The 17,339-nt window shown below is 65.3% G+C and carries 17 protein-coding genes and 1 pseudogene; 12 read left to right on the plus strand and 6 right to left on the minus strand.

The window, feature by feature from the left end; translation table 11 throughout:
- The first annotated feature begins 25 nt into the window (after positions 1-25).
- Genes ACN9M1_RS06280 through ACN9M1_RS06290 form a run of 3 tightly spaced genes read left to right on the plus strand, consistent with a single transcriptional unit; the run spans position 26 to position 1,655 of the window.
- Positions 26-556, plus strand: coding sequence for a flavodoxin family protein (locus ACN9M1_RS06280; RefSeq protein WP_426398322.1), 531 nt, complete (start codon positions 26-28; stop codon positions 554-556).
- A gap of 41 nt (positions 557-597) precedes the next feature.
- Positions 598-960, plus strand: coding sequence for a TraR/DksA family transcriptional regulator (locus ACN9M1_RS06285; protein WP_426398323.1), 363 nt, complete (start codon positions 598-600; stop codon positions 958-960).
- Between the two features lie 47 nt (positions 961-1,007).
- Entirely contained in the window at positions 1,008-1,655 is a 648-nt protein-coding gene (locus ACN9M1_RS06290) for a BON domain-containing protein (protein ID WP_426398325.1), read from the plus strand.
- A gap of 37 nt (positions 1,656-1,692) precedes the next feature.
- On the opposite strand, the gene ACN9M1_RS06295 is transcribed toward ACN9M1_RS06290, so the two are convergent.
- A complete protein-coding gene (locus ACN9M1_RS06295) occupies positions 1,693-2,487 on the minus strand; it encodes a helix-turn-helix domain-containing protein (protein WP_426398813.1) in 795 nt (264 codons plus the stop codon).
- A gap of 276 nt (positions 2,488-2,763) precedes the next feature.
- On the opposite strand from ACN9M1_RS06295, the gene ACN9M1_RS06300 reads away from it, so the two are divergent.
- Positions 2,764-4,131: a PAS domain-containing sensor histidine kinase gene (locus ACN9M1_RS06300; RefSeq protein ID WP_426398327.1), complete on the plus strand. Its 1,368-nt coding sequence runs from the start codon at positions 2,764-2,766 to the stop codon at positions 4,129-4,131.
- Entirely contained in the window at positions 4,128-4,775 is a 648-nt protein-coding gene (locus tag ACN9M1_RS06305) for a response regulator (protein WP_426398329.1), read from the plus strand. The genes ACN9M1_RS06300 and ACN9M1_RS06305 overlap by 4 nt, the downstream gene beginning before the upstream one ends.
- A 17-nt stretch (positions 4,776-4,792) precedes the next feature.
- Here the strand turns inward: ACN9M1_RS06305 and ACN9M1_RS06310 are convergent, their stop codons facing one another.
- From ACN9M1_RS06310 to ACN9M1_RS06325, 4 genes are all read right to left on the minus strand, one after another.
- Positions 4,793-6,367 carry a bifunctional aminoglycoside phosphotransferase/ATP-binding protein gene (locus ACN9M1_RS06310; protein ID WP_426398331.1) on the minus strand — a complete coding sequence of 525 codons (1,575 nt, stop codon included), beginning with the start codon at positions 6,365-6,367 and terminating at the stop codon, positions 4,793-4,795.
- 42 nt (positions 6,368-6,409) lie between these two features.
- Positions 6,410-6,757: an HPF/RaiA family ribosome-associated protein gene (locus ACN9M1_RS06315; RefSeq protein WP_426398333.1), complete on the minus strand. Its 348-nt coding sequence runs from the start codon at positions 6,755-6,757 to the stop codon at positions 6,410-6,412.
- Positions 6,758-6,873: 116 nt separating this feature from the next.
- Complete coding sequence (locus ACN9M1_RS06320) at positions 6,874-7,113, minus strand: hypothetical protein (protein WP_426398335.1); 240 nt, start codon at positions 7,111-7,113, stop codon at positions 6,874-6,876.
- A gap of 20 nt (positions 7,114-7,133) precedes the next feature.
- On the minus strand, positions 7,134-7,607 hold the full coding sequence (locus tag ACN9M1_RS06325; RefSeq protein WP_426398337.1) for a lecithin retinol acyltransferase family protein: 474 nt from the start codon (positions 7,605-7,607) through the stop codon (positions 7,134-7,136).
- A 338-nt stretch (positions 7,608-7,945) separates the two neighbouring features.
- Between ACN9M1_RS06325 and ACN9M1_RS06330 the strand changes: the two genes are divergently transcribed.
- The 5 genes and pseudogenes from ACN9M1_RS06330 to ACN9M1_RS06350 form a co-directional block, all read left to right on the plus strand.
- Positions 7,946-8,368: an Hsp20/alpha crystallin family protein gene (locus ACN9M1_RS06330; RefSeq protein WP_426398338.1), complete on the plus strand. Its 423-nt coding sequence runs from the start codon at positions 7,946-7,948 to the stop codon at positions 8,366-8,368.
- Between the two features lie 35 nt (positions 8,369-8,403).
- Entirely contained in the window at positions 8,404-9,762 is a 1,359-nt protein-coding gene (locus ACN9M1_RS06335; RefSeq protein WP_426398340.1) for an MBL fold metallo-hydrolase RNA specificity domain-containing protein, read from the plus strand.
- Positions 9,763-9,764: 2 nt separating this feature from the next.
- Positions 9,765-10,736: a ribose-phosphate diphosphokinase gene (locus ACN9M1_RS06340; RefSeq protein WP_426398342.1), complete on the plus strand. Its 972-nt coding sequence runs from the start codon at positions 9,765-9,767 to the stop codon at positions 10,734-10,736.
- Positions 10,737-10,789: 53 nt separating this feature from the next.
- Complete coding sequence (locus ACN9M1_RS06345) at positions 10,790-11,068, plus strand: DUF1488 domain-containing protein (RefSeq protein WP_426398344.1); 279 nt, start codon at positions 10,790-10,792, stop codon at positions 11,066-11,068.
- Positions 11,069-11,108: 40 nt separating this feature from the next.
- Positions 11,109-12,623, plus strand: a pseudogene (locus ACN9M1_RS06350) (thymidine phosphorylase family protein); the annotation flags it as partial.
- On the opposite strand, the gene ACN9M1_RS06355 reads toward ACN9M1_RS06350, so the two are convergent.
- Positions 12,623-14,953, minus strand: a complete 2,331-nt coding sequence (locus tag ACN9M1_RS06355; RefSeq protein ID WP_426398346.1) for a putative bifunctional diguanylate cyclase/phosphodiesterase — start codon at positions 14,951-14,953, stop codon at positions 12,623-12,625. The pseudogene ACN9M1_RS06350 and the gene ACN9M1_RS06355 overlap by 1 nt on opposite strands.
- 442 nt (positions 14,954-15,395) lie before the next feature.
- Here ACN9M1_RS06355 and ACN9M1_RS06360 point away from each other — a divergent pair, with 442 nt between their 5' ends.
- Complete coding sequence (locus ACN9M1_RS06360) at positions 15,396-16,514, plus strand: 3-deoxy-7-phosphoheptulonate synthase (RefSeq protein WP_426398348.1); 1,119 nt, start codon at positions 15,396-15,398, stop codon at positions 16,512-16,514.
- A 75-nt stretch (positions 16,515-16,589) separates the two neighbouring features.
- The gene (locus tag ACN9M1_RS06365; protein WP_426398350.1) at positions 16,590-17,333 is read left to right on the plus strand and encodes a DUF3348 domain-containing protein; all 744 of its coding nucleotides are present in this window, start codon (positions 16,590-16,592) and stop codon (positions 17,331-17,333) included.
- Positions 17,334-17,339: the final 6 nt, after the last annotated feature.

Here is a 17,339-nt window from a genome sequence, read left to right on the forward strand (position 1 = left end):
CGAGTTGCTTGCCTGGGAGTTCATCATGAGCAGAACATTGATCGTCTATTACTCGCGCACCGGCACCGCTCGCCTGGTGGCCGAACTGATGGCTGCGCAGAGCGGCTGGCAACTGACCGAGGTGACGGACGCCCGCCCGCGTGCCGGTTTTCTTGGCGACGTGCGATGCGTGATCGAAACCGTGTTCGGCAAGCGCGCGCCGTATCGCTATGAAGGGCCCGACCTCGGCTCGTTCGAACAAATCGTGGTGCTGGCGCCGATCTGGATGGGCCATCTTGCCGCGCCCATGCGCGATTTCCTGAAAGACCAGACCCCGCTGCCGGGGCACCTGTCGGTGGTGTGCGTGATGGCGGCGCGCGGCGCGTTTCGGGCCGTGGAGGAGATCGCGCAGATCACCTCGATGATTCCCTCGCCGGTGTTGGCGCTGTGCCAGCGGGATGTACTGACCGGCCTGTCACATGAAGAGGTGGCCGGCTTTGTCGAGCAGGTTAGGGTGGCCGGGCAGTGGGGGCAGGTGAGGCGGCGCCCGGCATGGCTGTCGCCCTCCGAAGCTTGACGCGGCACATGACAACAGACCCGCACGACAAGGAGAGGGGCATGACCCACTTGACCGACGCGCAATGGCAACGGCTCAACGCGTTGCTCGATGAACACGAAGCACGCGCGCGGCGCCAGCTGGCCAGCGCCATGTCCAGTGCGCCGCCGCCGATGGCGCAAGAGCCATTTCAGAACGTCGACCTGGCCGAGCGCGAAACCAGCGAACTGGCGGGCGACATCATGCAGACGCACTACCGGCAAGAGTTGGTCGAGATCGACGCCGCGCGCGAGCGGATGCGCCAGCACCAGTACGGCGTGTGTGCGGACTGCGGCGAGCCCATCCCCTTTGCCCGGTTGCAAGCCCAGCCCACCGCGTTGCGCTGCCTCGCTTGCCAATCGGCGCGTGAGCGTCACTGGGCCTGAGGCGCGTGAACGCCAGGCAAACGAACCAACAAGGCAAGGAGACCACCATGAAAAGCGACCTGGGCATCAAGCAGGATGTCAGTGACGAACTGGTCTGGGAGCCGGCTGTGGATGCCGCCTCCATAGGCGTGGAGGTCGATCACGGGGTCGTTACCCTGACCGGCCATGTCCACAGCTACACCGAAAAGCTGGCCGCCGAGCATGCCGCGGAACGCGTGGCCGGCGTGCGCGGCGTGGTGCAGAAGATCGAAGTACGGTTGCCAGGCACGCACGCCGATGAAGACATCGCACAGGCTGCACGTTCCGCCCTGGAGTGGCATGCGAGTGTGCCGTCCGACCGCATCGAGGTGCTGGTGGAAAACGGTTGGGTGACGCTGTCAGGCGAGGTCGACTGGCCCTACCAGAGCGAACTGGCCGCGCGTGCGGTTGGCACGCTGCGGGGTGTGGGCGGACTGATCAACCGGCTGACGATCAAGGCGCGGCTGGTGCCGGCGGATGTGTCGCAGCAGATCGGCGCTGCGCTGCGGCGGCATGCGGAGCGCGAAGCCAGCCACATCCAGGTGTCGGTGCAAGGCGGTACCGTCACGCTGAGCGGGCGCGTGGACTCTGCTTCGGAGCGGCGCGCCGCCATGGGCGCGGCATGGTCCGCGCCCGGCGTGACGGAGGTCATCGACCATCTGCAGCTTGGCGGTTGAAAGCGGGTTGCACAGGCGCAATCGGTCGATGACGCGGTTACAGCGCGCCGAGCGCAGCGGCATCCAGCAGGGCGATCCGCTTGCCTTCCACTGTGATCCAACCTTCGCGCTGGAAGCGTGACAGCGCACGGCTGACGGTTTCCAGCTGCATGCCGAGGTAGCTGCCAATCTCATCGCGTGTCATGCGCAGCGTGAAGCTCGACGGCGAATACCCGCGCGCCTGCATGCGCGACGACAGGTTCAGCAGGAAAGTCGCCACGCGCGCCTCGGCGGTCAGGCCAGCCAGCAACAGCATCAGGCCGGATTCCCGCACGATCTCTTCAGCCATCAGTTGATGCAGGCGGTGTTGCAGCGGGCGGATGTCCTGGCACAGGTCTTCCACGCAATGGAACGGCATGGAGCAGACGGTGCTGTCTTCCAGGGCGATGGCGTCGCAGGTGTGCTTGTCAGCGGCAATGCCATCCAGGCCGAGCGTTTCGCCCGACAACTGAAAACCCGTGACGTGGCTCGAACCGTTGGGGTGCGATACCACCGTCTTGAACGAGCCGGAGCGCACGGCGTAAATGGCGTGGAAGGTGTCCCCGGCGCGGAACAGGGTCTCGCCTTTGCCGATCTTGCGCCACGTGTGGACCATGCGGTCCAGCTGCATGCGCTGAGCCGTCGGTACGGCGTTGGTCAGGCACGCCCAGTGCATCACGCAATTGGCGCATTGGCTTTGCAGCGCCGGGTCCATCGGGGCCGGGGAGTTGATGTCACGCACCAGCTTGAGCTGGGTGACGGGGGCGGGGCGGCCCACTTTGGCTTGGGGGCGGGCTTCGACTGCGTTGGGCATCATGGCGGCCTCTCCTGAGGGGGCGAACAGGTTGCGGTTTCCGATCGCCGCTTATCTGGCTGTCCCGGTGTCCGTATATGGGAAGTATCTGAAAGTGCCGCGTCAGGCGAAATCAGGGTGCGCTGAGAGTCGTGTCGGTGTGCGCCGTGTGCCTGTCAGGAAACCCTGACATGAGGTTGCTGTTTAGAGATGCATTGATCACATGGTTAATTCCCATTGCCGGTCAGATGCATTAATGTGACGGCATCTTCGTCTGCGCGGGGCCGGCATTCAGCCATGAAGCAAGAGGGACAAACCGGGCATACCGGGCATTCGGCAGCCGCCGGGCGCAGGCGCCTGCTGCAGTTGCATTCCACGCCGGCCGAACTGCTGGCTGGGGGGCTGGCGGTGGTGCTGCTGTTTGTGTCGGCGGCATGGCTGGCATCGGTCGCCATTCCCCGCGTGCGCGGGGCGGCCATCCTGCTGCTGGGCATCGCCAGCCTGGTGGCCGTGCTGGCGCTCACGTTCTACTGGTTCCGGCTGCGCATGCTGCGCGCCACCGTCACCGACTATCTCGCCTATCTGGAAAAGAGCGAGGCCCGTCTGGCGGGCATCATCCGCTCGTCCATGGAGGCCATCATTTCGGTGGACGACGCGCAACGCATCGTCCTGTTCAACCCGATGGCCGAAACGCTGTTTGGGTGCCCCGCCAGCCACGCCATTGGCCGCCCGCTGGCCGATTTCATCCCTGAGCGATTTCGCCACGCACACGAGGCGCATGTGCGCCGGTTTGGCGTGACAGGCGTGTCGGAGCGCCAGATGGGCCGCCAGCGTGCCTTGTTTGCTCTGCACGCGGACGGCCGTGAATTCCCCATCGAGGCGTCCATCTCGCAGATCGAGGACAGCGGCGCCAAGTTGTATACGGTGATGCTGCGCGACACCACCGAGCGCATGCGCGCCGACGCCGCACTGCGGCGCTCGCAGGAAGAGCTGCAGCACTTGTCTGACAGCATCCTCGCCGCGCGCGAGGAAGAGCGCCGCCGCATCGCCCGAGAATTGCACGACGATCTTGGCCAGCGCCTGAGCGCGCTGAAGATGGATATCTCGCTGCTGGCGGCCGATCTGCAGGCAGCCGGCACACCGGGCACGCTGACAGCGCAGACTGCGGCCATGCAACGCGTGATTGACGAAACCATCGCCGCCGTGCGACAGATCTCCGCCGACTTGCGCCCGCCGTTGCTGGATGAACTGGGCCTCGTGCCGGCCATTGAATGGATTGCCAAGAATGTGCGCCAGCGCTTCGGCCTGATCATTCAGGTGCGGGCCGAAGAGGTGGCGATGGACGAACACTCGGCCATCTCAGTGTTCCGTATCGTGCAGGAAGCGTTGAACAACGTGGTGCGCCATGCCGATGCCACCCGCGTGGACATCCACTTCGGCCGCCAGGGCGATATGCTCGAACTAAGCATTCAAGACAATGGCCGCGGCTGGAGCGGCGCCCCGCCCGCGGAAGGTGAGCGCCGGCCGCTCGGCTTGCTCGGGATTCGCGAGCGCGCGCGCCAACTGGGTGGCCAGGCCACGACTTCGCATGCGCTCGACGTTGGATTCCGGTTGACCGTGTGTTTTCCTGCTAACCAAGTTTTGACTGAGGAGAGCCGTTCATGATCCGCGTGATGATCGCCGACGATCACGCCGTGATGCGCGACGGCGTGCGCCATATCCTGGAGCGCGCCGGAGATTTCGACGTGGTGTGCGAAGCCTCCGACGGCACGCAGGTGCTGCAACTCGTGCGTGAGCATCAACCCCGCGTGATCGTGCTGGATTTGTCCATGCCCGGCCGCAACGGGCTGGAACTGCTGCGCCAGCTGCATGCGGACCACCCCGGTGTGCGTGCGCTGGTACTGACCATGCACGCGGAAGAGCAGTACGTTGCGCGGGCATTCCGCGCCGGCGCGGCGGCGTATCTGACCAAGGAAAGCGCCGCGACCGAACTGGTGACGGCGCTGCAGAAGGTCGCCAGTGGTGGCACCTACGTCAGCCCGGCCATTGCAGAAAAACTCGCGCACAGCCTGGGCGAGGCCAATGAAGAAGCGCCCCACACGCGCTTGTCCGACCGTGAAATGGAGGTCTACCGCCGGCTGGTGCAGGGCGAGCCGTTGACCGACATCGCCACCAGCCTGTGCGTCAGCGCCAAAACCATCAGCACGTACAAGATGCGGTTGATGGACAAGCTGCAGCTCTCCAGCGAAGCGGCACTCGTGCGCTACGCCATCCGTCATCACTTGTTTTCGGACGAAGACACGCTGTAGCCGGCCCGCGCATGCGCTCATCGGTGTGCAAGCGTGCGAAGCACCCACGGCAACACCGCAGACACCTCGGCGGGAATCACGTGGACAAGCTCATCGCCAGACAGCGGCTGCTGCGTTGCAATCTGCCCATCCAGTACGGCGAGGTCTGCCTCGGACGCATCCGTGCCGCGCCTGGCACGCGCGGTAATGCGCGTTTGCAAGACGTTGAAGGTTGCAGCGCAGTCGGCAATCGCCACCGGCACGCCAAGGCGTTTCGCCAATGCGAAGAACTGGTCCCGATGGTGGCGTGCCAAAAAGGTGGCATCCGCAATCATTGGGAAACCCGCACGCACGCCGATACGGCAGATGGCTGCCATGCGCCGATATGTGCGGTCGATGGCGTGCGGGGTGTAGCGCTCGGTTGCGGTGGCGTCATGCCTGCGTTGGCGTTCAGCGTCTGAGCGCACGCGGATCATCTGTTCGGCCTCCGCGTACTGTGCGGCGCGGGTGGATTTGCCGCTGCCGGACAGGCCATGCATGAGGAGGAGGCAGCCGTCATCGCGCGTGAGCAACGACACCGAAAGATCGAGCAGCCGGTGTGCTTCGTCGCGCTGCATGGTGGCGTCTTCGTCGGTGTCTTCCAGTTGGCGTGCGCGCTCCAGCAGCACGCGGGCGCGTACCAGCGCGCGCATGGCGGCGTAGAAGGGCAGCACAGCCAGGCCGCCATAGTCTGCACTGCGTTCCAGGTAGCGATTGATGAGGCGGTAGGCCAAGTCTGGCATGCCGAGCGCAAGCAAGTCCATGAACAGGAATGCCGTGTCATACATGGTGTCGATCCACCGCAATGCGGCGGAGAACTCCAGGCAATCAAACGGTGTCGGCCGGGTGCCGATCAGCACGATGTTGCCCAGATGAAGATCGCCGTGGCATTCGCGGATGTGTCCCGTGCGCCTGCGTGACTCGAATGCGCAGTCCAGCCGTTCGGCGTGCTGGCGCAGCAGCGATACGGCAGCCCGTGCGTGTGCCCAGTTTGTGCTCAGCGCAAGTACGGCATTCGCGCAGTCTTCTAGTGTCTGGCGAATGCGTGCGGCGGTACCGTAATCGGTGCTCGCGTCGGCAATGGGTGCCGCGCGGTGAAAGTCGGCGATCAGGTCGGCCAGCGGGTCGATCTGCTGCGCGCTGAGCCGTCGTTCAAGCGCCATGGCGTGCAACACGTCGTGCTGGTGAAAGCGCCGCATGCGCACGGCATAGTCGACCGTGTCACCGTGCCCGCCAATGAGAATGGCGCCGGTGTCGGCATCGCGCGTCAGTGGCACCACGCCCAGGTACAAGCCGGGCGCGAGCGGGTGGTTGAGCCGCCATTCCTCTTCGCAATCCGCGCGCCGTGCCGCCAACGATGAGAAATCGACAAAATCCAGCGCCACCGGCTTACGGACCTTGTACGCAAACTCACCGGCCAGAAACACCCACGACAGATGCGTTTCGATCAGCCGCGGACGGGTGGCCGGGTGCGGATAAGCGGCCGCCGTCAGCAGGCTGGTGACCAATGCATCCGCATCAGGTCCCAGCGGCGCAGCCTGGGTGGCGAGAGTCGGACTGGATGGAGCGGTCATGTGTGTACCTCCTGTGGCCCGCTCTCGACAACCCGGAGCGGGTCAGGCTTCTTCGGCTGGATCGGCCGGTTGTCCACTGTGGTTGCGTTGCTTTTGTGTAGCGTCGATCAGCATGCGTTCCACGCGCGCAAACGCCTCGCGCAGGGCAACGTAGGGATCTTGTTCCGACGTGTCGCTGAAGATGCGGTCGCTCAGCGGTGTCATCAGGTCCACGCGCACGCTGAAGGGGCGACCCTGCTGCTGGTGCTTGGCCTCCTGGCTCAGGCTGACCCGGCAGCGCGTGATGTGGCTACGCAGCCGTTCCAGGCGGCTGAGCTGGTGCGCGACGGCCTCTTCAATCGCATTGGAGTGGGGCAGGCCTTGAAACGAAAGTTCGACGGGAATCGTCACGGTGTAACTCCATTGAGCAGGGGGTGCAGCAACACGCTGCATCGTCCGGCGCACGCCTTAGCGCAGCGCCTGCCTATGTATTCTTCCCATCTCTTGCGCTAAGGGGTTGACGCGTGTCAACGCTCCCGGTTTCCGTGGACGCCTTGGGCACGCGCGGGCGGAAAGATGCGCCAGCACCCCGCCTGATGCCGGAAGAACACAATCGCCAGCGGTTGCGCCGCGTTGGCAAGCTCGGCCCGGATGCAACCGCGTTCCAGCCCCGGGCCATGCAGACGTGTGATGCGCAGGTGCGTCGCATTGCCGTGACCAAACCATTTGGCGATGAGCTCGCGCAGGGCTGTGGTGTGTTGGTGCATCGTGTCCTCCAGCAGAGGTGTCAGGCTGCATGTTCAGTGGCATGCGGTATGCGCCATTGCGCCGCGACAATCACCATGAGCAGTCTGGACGCCGTGCGCATCGCGCGCACGGGGCTTCTCAAGCAGGCGCTGACCTGTTCGCTGCGGCCCTCGCCAAACACGCACCAAGCGCAGAAGTGCTCGCAGTTGTTGGTGAGCAGCCGGTAGTTGCTTTCGCCAAGGCGCGAGCCAGCACGGCGGGCGACCTCCGCGCCGGCATACCGTGGGCAGTGGTCCGGCCGGACGTGAACGGCGTGTCCGCCGGCAAATGCATCGGTAGAGACCTGTTCCACCGGCCCGCACCGCCGCCTGCCCGAAAAGCCCGCGTAATGGATCACCTGTCCATCGCCCACGTAGATGCCGTGGTGCTCGTACCCATCACGCTCGGTGACGAGGTGCGCGCCCAGCGAGAAGAGCAGGGTGTCGGCGGCGGGGGCGTTGCGGTTCTGGATCATGGCGGACTCCAGTGCATCGTGGGGCGGTCGCAACCGTTGCGCTGCGTGGTTGCCTGGTTGTGTGAGTCCAGTATTGACGGCGCGCGCGCGGTGCCGTCATGCAGGCTGGGCTGAGAATCCTGTCGGCCGGGTGGACTGCGCTGTCAGCAAAACCTGACAGCGGCTGTGGAAACCGGCATGCCCTGCATTGCGTGCGCCATACGACATGCCGGCATGGGTTTCTCCGTGTCCGTCTCTGGACATTGATCTGCCGCAAGGCACGTACGGCATGCCGTGCCACGATGAATGTGTCGGCGAGTACCGGCAATCCAGTCATGTTCACGTATCAGGAGGTAGCCATGAGCCAACTCAGGCGTTACGACCCGTTCGCCATTGAACCGGTGGGCGATATCTTCCAGGGGCTGTTGCGTTCGTTCCGGGGCAACATGGATGGCGTGTTGCCGTTCAAGGTGGACGTGACGGAATCCGACTCCGCGTACAACGTGGTGGCGGAAATCCCGGGTGCAAAGAAGGAAGACATCGACGTCACGGTCGATCGGGGTACGGTCATGATCTCGGCCAAGGTGGAGCGGCAGACCGAGAAGAAGGAAGGCGAGCGCGTGATTCGGAGCGAGCGCTACAGCGGCGCAATGCAGCGCATGTTCACGCTGGATGCCGCCGTTGACGAAAGCAAGGTCGACGCGACCTACGCCGATGGGCTCTTGCGCGTGACGCTGCCCAAGAAGGAGGCTTCGCCGCAGCAGCGCGTCCCCATTCGCTGAGCAGCGCAGCAAGCAGGAAAAAGAGGGAGAGAGACATGCGGCTGCAGTTTCTCGGCGCCACCGATACGGTCACCGGCTCCAAGTACGTGCTGGACACCGGCGCGCACCGCGTGATGGTCGATTGCGGGCTGTTCCAGGGGTACAAATCCTTGCGGCTGCGCAACTGGGACCCACTCGCCATCAACCCCCATCACGTGGATGCTGTGGTGCTGACCCACGCGCATATCGACCACAGCGGCTACCTGCCGCTGCTGGTGCGCAACGGGTTTCGCGGCCCCGTGTATTGCACGAAGGGCACGGCCGAGCTCTGCAACATCATGCTGCCCGACAGCGCCCGGCTGGCGGTGGAAGATGCGCAGTACGCCAACGCGCAGGGTTTCTCCCGCCACCATCCGGCCTTGCCGCTCTATGACGAGAAGGACGCCGCCAAGGCGCTGCGCAAGCTGCACCCGATGGCGTATAGCGAGCGCTTTCCCGTGGTGGATGGTGTAGAGGCCGAGTTCCATCGTGCCGGCCATATCATCGGTGCGGCCACGTTGACGCTGTTTGCTGGCGGCCAGCGCATCGTCTTTTCCGGCGATCTGGGCCGGCAAGTCGACCCGGTGATGCGGCCACCTGAACCCGTGGCCGAGGCCGATACGCTGCTGGTGGAATCCACCTATGGCGACCGCGTGCACCCGGCCGGCGATCCGCTCGACGTGCTGGAGCAGATCGTGCGGCGGACCATCGGCCAGGGCGGTACGCTGCTGATTCCCGCCTTTGCCGTCGGGCGCACGCAGGCACTGCTGTTCTGCCTGTATCAGTTGATCCGCACCCACCGCATTCCGCATGTGCCGATCTACCTCGACAGCCCGATGGCTGAGCGCGCAACCGAGGTGTTTGCGCATCACGTTGATGATCTGCATATCGAAGCAGCGGATTGCCAGGCGGCGTGTGCGCTGGCTGTGCCGATTCAGAGCCCGCAGCAGTCGATGCACTTGAGCAGCGACCGCACGCCCAAGATCATTCTTGCCGCCAGCGGCATGGCCACAGGTGGCCGGGTGCTGCATCACCTCAAGAGCTTTGGCGGCGGCAAGCGCAACGCCATCCTGATGTCGGGGTTTCAGGCTGCGGGTACGCGCGGTGCGGCCCTGTTGGCCGGGCAACGTGCGTTGCGTGTGCACGGGCGGGAAGTCCCAATCCGCGCGACGGTCGAGCAGATTGCCAACCTCTCCGCCCATGCCGATGTTAACGAGTTGATGACGTGGCTGCACGGCTTCACGCGCGCACCACGGCAGACCTTCGTCGTCCACGGAGAGCCGGCCGCCAGCGATGCCCTGCGCCAGCGCATCGAGCGCGAACTGCAATGGCCGGTGCGCATGCCGGAGTATCGGCAAACCTATCCGCTCATCTGATCATGGAATCTCGGGCACCGGCTCTATCATCTGCGCGCACGACGGGCAGGCGCATCGTGCTGGCCATGCCGGGCAACCAAGCTGCCGCTGCCCGATTGGCGCTCCCGCTGGGCGCGGAAATCGGCCATGCGGACTTCAAGCGCTTTCCCGATGGGGATTCCTACGTGCGGCTGCGAACGCCAGTGCGCGGCGCCGATGTCGCCATCATCTGCACGCTCGACCGGCCCGACGACAAGCTGCTGCCCCTATTGTGGCTGGCCCTTGCTGCCCGCGAAGGCGGCGCGCGCCGCGTGGGGCTGGTAGCGCCGTACCTGGCCTACATGCGGCAAGACGCCATCTTCCAGTTCGGCGAGATCTGCACCGCGCAGCACTTTGCCGCGTTGCTGACCCAGTACTTCGATTGGCTCGTTACGGTCGACCCGCATCTGCATCGCATCTCCACGCTGTCGGAGGTCTATGGGATTCCGACTGTTGCCGTGCAGGCGGCGCCTGCATTGGCGGCCTGGGTGCGCGCGCACGTGCAAAGCCCGATGCTGATCGGCCCCGATGAGGAGAGCCGCCAATGGGTCGAACACGTCGCCAAGCTGTGCGATGCGCCGTGGAGGGTGCTCAACAAGACACGCCATAGCGCGTGGCACGTGGAAGTGTCGGCCATAGGGTCGACCATGCCCGACATGCGCCCGGGATGTGTGCCAGTGCTGGTTGACGACATCATCTCCACCGGCCGCACGCTGGTTGCCGCCGCCGAGCAACTGCAGCGTGCAGGGTTGCCACGCCCATATTGCGTAGCCGTTCACGCGGTCTTTGCTGAGCGCGCGTACAGCGCGTTGTGCGACGTGGCTGCGGATGTCGTCACCTGCGACACCATCGCGCATCCGTCCAACCGCATTGCGTTGACTGCACCGTTGGTGGAGGCAATCGCGCCACTGTTTGATCTACCTCTGCCCGAGGTCACAAGTCGGCTTGTCCGCTAAGGGCGGCGCTCCTACGCTGGCGATAGCAACATCCCAACCCTGGGGAATGCATCATGAAACAGATCGAGTTTTCCACCAGCGAGCCCACTTACTGCGCGGCCGGCCCGGTGCTGCAATGCCGTGCCTCGGTGGACGGCAACAACGCCACCTACGCCATCACGGCCGAGGCACTGGAAGACCACTTCGGCGCGCGCTCTTGCCGTTCCGAAGACTTGGTGCAAGCGTTTGCCGGCCATCGCGGTGACATCGAAGCCGTTGCCCGGGCCATGTTCGAGCTGACCGGCTCCAAGCAGATCACCCTGCATAGCGGGCACTTTCGCTTTCCCGTGTGATGGCCGGTCAGAAACCTCGGCGGACTCCGGAGCCATTGCCATGCGCGAGCCATCCGAGGTGACGGCGTTGCCCGACCGGCTGACCTTCAAGCCGCTCGGCATCGACACGTGGCAGGAACATGTCATCTACATGCACCCGGATTGCGCGGTCTGTCGTGCAGAGGGGTTTGCCGCGCAGGCCCGGGTGGAGGTGCGTATTGGCGAGCGCGCGCTGATCGCCACGCTCAACCTCGTCGCGTCCACGTTGCTGGAGAAATGCGAGGTCAGCCTGTCCGTCAGCGCTGCCGAATCGCTGATGGCCCGGCCCGGCGATGTGGTGAGCGTGAGCCATGCGCCGGCGCTGGAATCGCTGCGGGCGGTGCGCGCCAAGATCTATGGCGCGCACCTGGATGCGCATCAGCTCGGCAGCGTCATCCGAGACATCGCCAACGAGCGCTACGCCGACGTGCACATCGCCGCGTTCCTGAGCGCATGCGCGGGCGAGCGCATGAGCGTGAAGGAGACGATCGACCTGACGCAGGCGATGGTCGATTCAGGCGAGCGACTCACGTGGGATCGCCCCATCGTTGCCGACAAGCATTGCGTGGGCGGGCTGCCTGGCAACCGCACCAGCCCGATTGTCGTGGCCATTGCCGCAGCGGCAGGGTTGCTGTTGCCCAAGACATCGTCGCGCGCCATCACATCGCCTGCCGGCACGGCCGACACCATGGCAACGCTCACGCGCGTGAACCTCAGCGCGACGGAGTTACGGCACGTGGTTGACCGCGTGGGCGCATCGCTGGCGTGGGGCGGTGCGCTGAGCCTCAGCCCGGCCGATGATGTGTTGATCCGCGTCGAGCGGGCACTGGATGTGGACAGTGATGCACAACTGGTAGCGTCGATTCTGTCGAAGAAGATCGCAGCGGGCTCGACCCATGTCGTGATCGATGTGCCGGTCGGGCCCACTGCCAAGGTACGCAGCCAGCCCGATCTGGAGCGCCTGCGCATGTTGCTCGAACGTGTGGCGCGGGCGTTTGGCGTGCATGTGCTGATCGTGCCGACCGATGGCATGCAGCCCGTGGGCCGGGGGATCGGGCCTGCGCTGGAGGCGCGTGACGTGCTGGCCGTGCTGCAGCGCTTGCCGACGGCGCCGTTCGACCTGCGCGAGCGCTCGTTGCTGCTGGCTGGCGCGTTGTTGGAGTTCTGCGGGGCGGCGGCACCCGGCTCAGGCAGTGCGGACGCCGAGGGCGTGCTCGACAGCGGCGCTGCCTGGCGCAAGTTCGAAGAGATCTGCGAAGCGCAGGGCGGCCTGCGTGTGCCCGGTGAGGCCATCTTCCGCCGCGATGTGGTGGCCGAGCAGGACGGCATCATCAGCAGTATCGACAACCGGCATCTCGCGCGGATCGCCAAGCTGGCCGGTGCGCCGATGCGCCAAGTGGCCGGCGTGGAAATGCACGTGCGGCTGCATGATCAGGTGCAGGTTGGGCAGCCGCTCTTCACGTTGCACGCGCAGGCGTCGGGGGAGTTGGACTATGCGTTTGCCTACGCACGGATGCATCCGGCGGTGGCGCTGAGTCAACCGGCGCAGGTGCTGAGCCCCGCGGCCGCCAGCTCCACCGCAGAGCAGGCTTCCACGGCGTCCCGGTCCGCTTCGGACGGGGCAGGGCGGCCGTAGAAATACCCTTGCGCCTGTGTGCAACCCGCCTCGCGGATCAGCCGCGCCTGGGCCGGTGTTTCCACCCCTTCCGCCACGGTAATCACGCCAAGCTGCCGGCCCAGGTCGGCAATCGCCTTGACCAGCACGGCGCTATCAGGCCGCTGCTGCAAGTCGCAGACGAACGAGCGGTCGATCTTGATCTTGTCGAACGGAAACGCGCGCAGATGCGCCAGCGATGAGTACCCCGTGCCAAAGTCGTCGAGCGCAACGCGCACGCCCATCTGATAGAGCTCGCGCAGGTCTTCAATGCTCTCGGCCTCGTTCTGGACGAGCGCGGTTTCCGTGACTTCGATCTCCAGCCGGTCAGCCGCGAGCCCCGCATCGAGCAGCGCGGCACGCACCGTCTGCGCCAGCGTCGCCTTGCCCAGTTGCATGGGCGATACGTTCACCGCTACGCGCGCACCGTCTTCCCAGCGGGCGGCTTCTCGGCAGGCCCGTTGCAGCACGAAGCGGCCGAGCTGGTCGATCAGGCCGCTTTGTTCGGCAATGGGCACGAACTCCGCCGGCGGCACCCAGCCGCGCTCGGCATGGTGCCAACGCACCAGCGCTTCGCGCGCGGTGACCTTGCCGGTCTCCACCTCGATGATTGGCTGATAGAAAACGAACAGGCGTTCTTCACGCTCCAGCGCCACGCGCAACTGCGCTTCCAGACGGGCGCGCTCCTGAATGCGGGTTTCCATGTCTGCGCTGAACAGGCGTGCCATGCCTTTGCCGGCCGCCTTGGCGGCATAAAGCGCGATGTCCGCACGCGCGAGCAGGCTCTCGGCATCATGGCCATGCGCTGGCGCCAGCGCCATGCCGACCGACGCCCCAATCCGTACGCTCTGGTCGGTGCCCAGCGGATACGGCGTGCTGAGCGCCGCGATGATGGCGCAGGCCAGCGCCGTTGCCTGGTTGGCATCGTCGTGCGGCACGAGCACGGCGAATTCGTCCCCGCCCAGCCGCGCGATGGTGCCGGCGGAGCTGCACACCGAACTTAGCCTTGCCGCCACTTGTTCAAGCAGGGCATCGCCCGCGCGGTGGCCCTTGGTGTCGTTGATGACCTTGAAGCCGTCCAGGTCGATATACAGCAACCCAAGGCGGGCGCCCGGCACCGCAAGCCGTGCATCCAGTTGTTCGCGAAAGTTGGTGCGATTGGCCAGCCCCGTGAGCATGTCGTAGTGGGCCAACTGGCGGATGCGGTTTTCGGCTTCCACCTCTTTGGTCACCAGCGCCCAGGTCAGCATGGGGCCGATGTAGCTGCCGTCGTTGGCACGCACGGCTGAAATTTTCAGGTCCAGTACTTCCGGGCCGAGCTGTACGCGGGTGTTGTATGGCAGGTTGGCGGGGTCCGCCAGCAGCCGGCGTTGCATCTCCGGTCGTGCGTGGAAGATGTCGATGGAGGTACCGAGCAAGCCGTCGCTCTTGATTGGCAGCAGGTGTGCGATCCGGTCGACCAGGCGCTTGGAAGTGTTGTTGGCGTAGTTGATGACCAGCGAGTCCGGCTTGACCGTCATGACCGCGATGGGCATGTCATCGATCATCTGCAGCAGCCGGCCTTGTTCGGCTTCACGGCGGCGGGCCTCGGTTTGCGCGTTCACCATGAGGGTGAAATCGCGGTAGTTGATCATCAGGATGACGAGCAGGCCCAACGACACCAGCGCCATGTTGATAGCAATGGCCACAAAGGTCGGTTGCCCCGTCGCGGAAAAAAACGCGATGAACACACCACTGACGATAACCGTGACGATGACGGCTGCCGAGCGCAGGTGCATCAGGCAGAAGATGCAGGCGATCACGGTGATGGCCATGTAAAAGGCCAGGTACGAACGCGTGTACGGGTCCCCATAAGGGAACAGTGCCAGCGACCACGCGGTGAACGCCGCAGCGATGATGCTCGCCAGTCGGTTGGTGCGTTTGAGCGCGCGCAGGGCGAGTTCGGGCGTTGGGTCCACCCGCCGAGACCGCCACCAGTGCAGCACGCGCACGACGCAGGCCGCTGTGAGTAGCAGCGGCACCCCGATGGCGAGCCAGTTGGGTGCATGGCCGCGGAAGGCGAGGGCGACCGCCCAGGTGCTGCTGATGAGGATGAAATACATCATCGGCAGCTGGCGCGAAAAGGCGCGGTACTGCGCCTTGAGCAGCTCCGGGTTGTCTGACGACACACCCATGAAGCCCGCCACGGTGCTCGCAAACGTTCTGACGGTCATGGAGCGCTCCAGGGTTTGGAACGGTCGGGCGGCGAGCGGACGCCCAACACGGTCGGCAAGGGCGGGTGGTTAAGTTCGGGCAGGGGCCAGCACATAGGTGGCAGGTGCGGCGCGAACCTGCAAGCTGGACAACGGAAGCTGGCGGGCCAGCGGCATGGGTTCCTCTTTTTTCTCAACGTAACGGCGTGATGGAGATTGTGCACTGCCACCTCCTTAGGAGCGGCCGATTCGTCCCTTTTCTGAATAGCGCATTCGTATGAGGCGGCTCGGAGAGAAAGATTAGGTCGATGTGAGCCCACCCCTTGAGATGGCCGTCGCTAGCCGGTTTCTTGTCGGAGAGCAGATTCCGTGCGGCTGGCGCACCGTTGCGCTTGCGCGGCCGGCCCCGCACGGGCCTAATGAGCGCTGTTTTTCATTGCTAGTCCACAGAACACCGCTTGCCATGACCCGTATTGACGATCCCAAGCACGACAAGGAAGTCGGCGTGGCCGACGCCACGCAAGACACGACCCGTATTGACGACGTGCGCATCGGCGCCGTCCGCCCGCTGATTTCCCCGGCACTGCTGCTGGACGAACTGCCCGTATCGCCCGAGGTGCAGGCCCAGGTGGAAACCAGCCGCGCCGCCATCACCAACGTGCTGCAGGGCCGGGACGATCGGCTGATTGCGGTGGTGGGCCCGTGCTCCATCCACGACCATGACCAGGCGATGGAGTACGCGCATCACCTCAAGGCCGCAGCGGCGCGCCTGCGTGATGACCTGCTGATCGTGATGCGCGTGTACTTTGAAAAGCCGCGCACGACGGTCGGCTGGAAGGGCTACATCAATGACCCGCGGCTCGACGGCAGCTTCCGCATCAACGAAGGCCTGCGCCGCGCGCGCGAGCTGTTGCTGGAGGTGACGGCGCTCGGCCTGCCGGTGGCCACCGAGTTTCTGGATCTGCTGAGCCCGCAGTACATTGCCGACCTGGTCGCCTGGGGCGCCATTGGCGCGCGCACGACCGAGAGCCAGAGTCACCGGCAACTGGCTTCGGGGCTGAGCTGCCCGATCGGCTTCAAGAACGGCACCGATGGCGGCGTGCAGATTGCCGCCGACGCGATTCTGGCGGCGCGCTCCTCGCACTCGTTCATGGGCATGACGAAGATGGGCATGGCCGCGATTTTCGAGACGCGCGGCAACAGCGATGCGCACGTCATCCTGCGAGGCGGCAAGAAGGGGCCCAACTACGATGCAGCCGCCATTGAAGACAGCTGCGCGATTCTGCGGAAGGCGGGCTTGCGCGAGCAGGTGATGGTCGATTGCTCCCATGCGAACTCCGGCAAATCCCACCTGCGCCAGATCGACGTGGGGCAGGACGTGGCGCAGCAATTGGCCGCCGGCGAGCGCCGCATTGTCGGCGTCATGATCGAAAGCCATCTGGAAGAAGGACGCCAGGACCTGAAATCGGGCGTACCGCTGCAGCGCGGCGTGTCGATTACCGATGCGTGCCTGGGCTGGGCGCAGACCGAGCCGTTGCTGGACACGCTGGCCGGCGCGGTGCGGGCCCGTCGGCACGGCTGACGGCACGTTTCCCCCGGGCGGGGGCGGGCGCCTAGGCGGGCGTGTGTAAAATTCTGCCTTTTTTGCATTCGCAGCATGGCGCACGCCCAGCCGCGCGGAGCCCTGAGCGGCCCCGCGCTCATCCGTTTACTTGCTCGCTTGGCCGACGCCGATGTGCCTCAACCGGCGCAATCGCTGGCCGACCGGCTGAGCCAATGGCTGAGCTGGACTGACGCCATCACGCTGTCAAGCGCGCTGGCGGCCAGCCCGCCGGCCGTGGCGCCCAGCGCGCGGGCGGTTGGAGCGCAGGCGGCCAATGCAGAGGCCATGTGCAGCCGCGTTCGCACGGCATTGACCAAAGCCATCAACGCAAGCGGCTCGCCAGACACGAGGTCGACCAACGCTTTGCGCGCGCCGGTGCAGAGCGCGCCCGCTGCGGCTGACGTCGACTACGCGGATTTTCGGCAGCGCTATCTCTCCATGCAGCAAGCCATGGAGATGGACGTCGGCAACCTGCGCAGCAGCCTGCGTCGCGCCCTGGCGGCAAACTCACCGGCGCTGGCCAAGCTTGCGGTGCTGGATGCCAGCATGGAGCAAGCCCTCGCCGTGCGCGAACGCACGCTGCTGGGGGGCATCCCAACCTTGCTCGGGCAGTATTTCGAGCGCCTGCGCGCGGCAGAGCAGCAACGGCAGGCCGATCACGCGACTGAATCCCTCACCGCCCCATCCAATGCGTGGCTGAACGCATTCCGCAACGACATGCGGAGCGTGCTGCTGGCGGAATTGGAGGTTCGTTTTCAACCGGTCGAAGGGTTGCTTGCCGCCCTTCGTACTCGCTAAGCGGGA

The sequence above is a fragment of the Ralstonia sp. R-29 genome (genome assembly GCF_049913345.1).
Classification (GTDB): Bacteria; Pseudomonadota; Gammaproteobacteria; order Burkholderiales; family Burkholderiaceae; genus Ralstonia.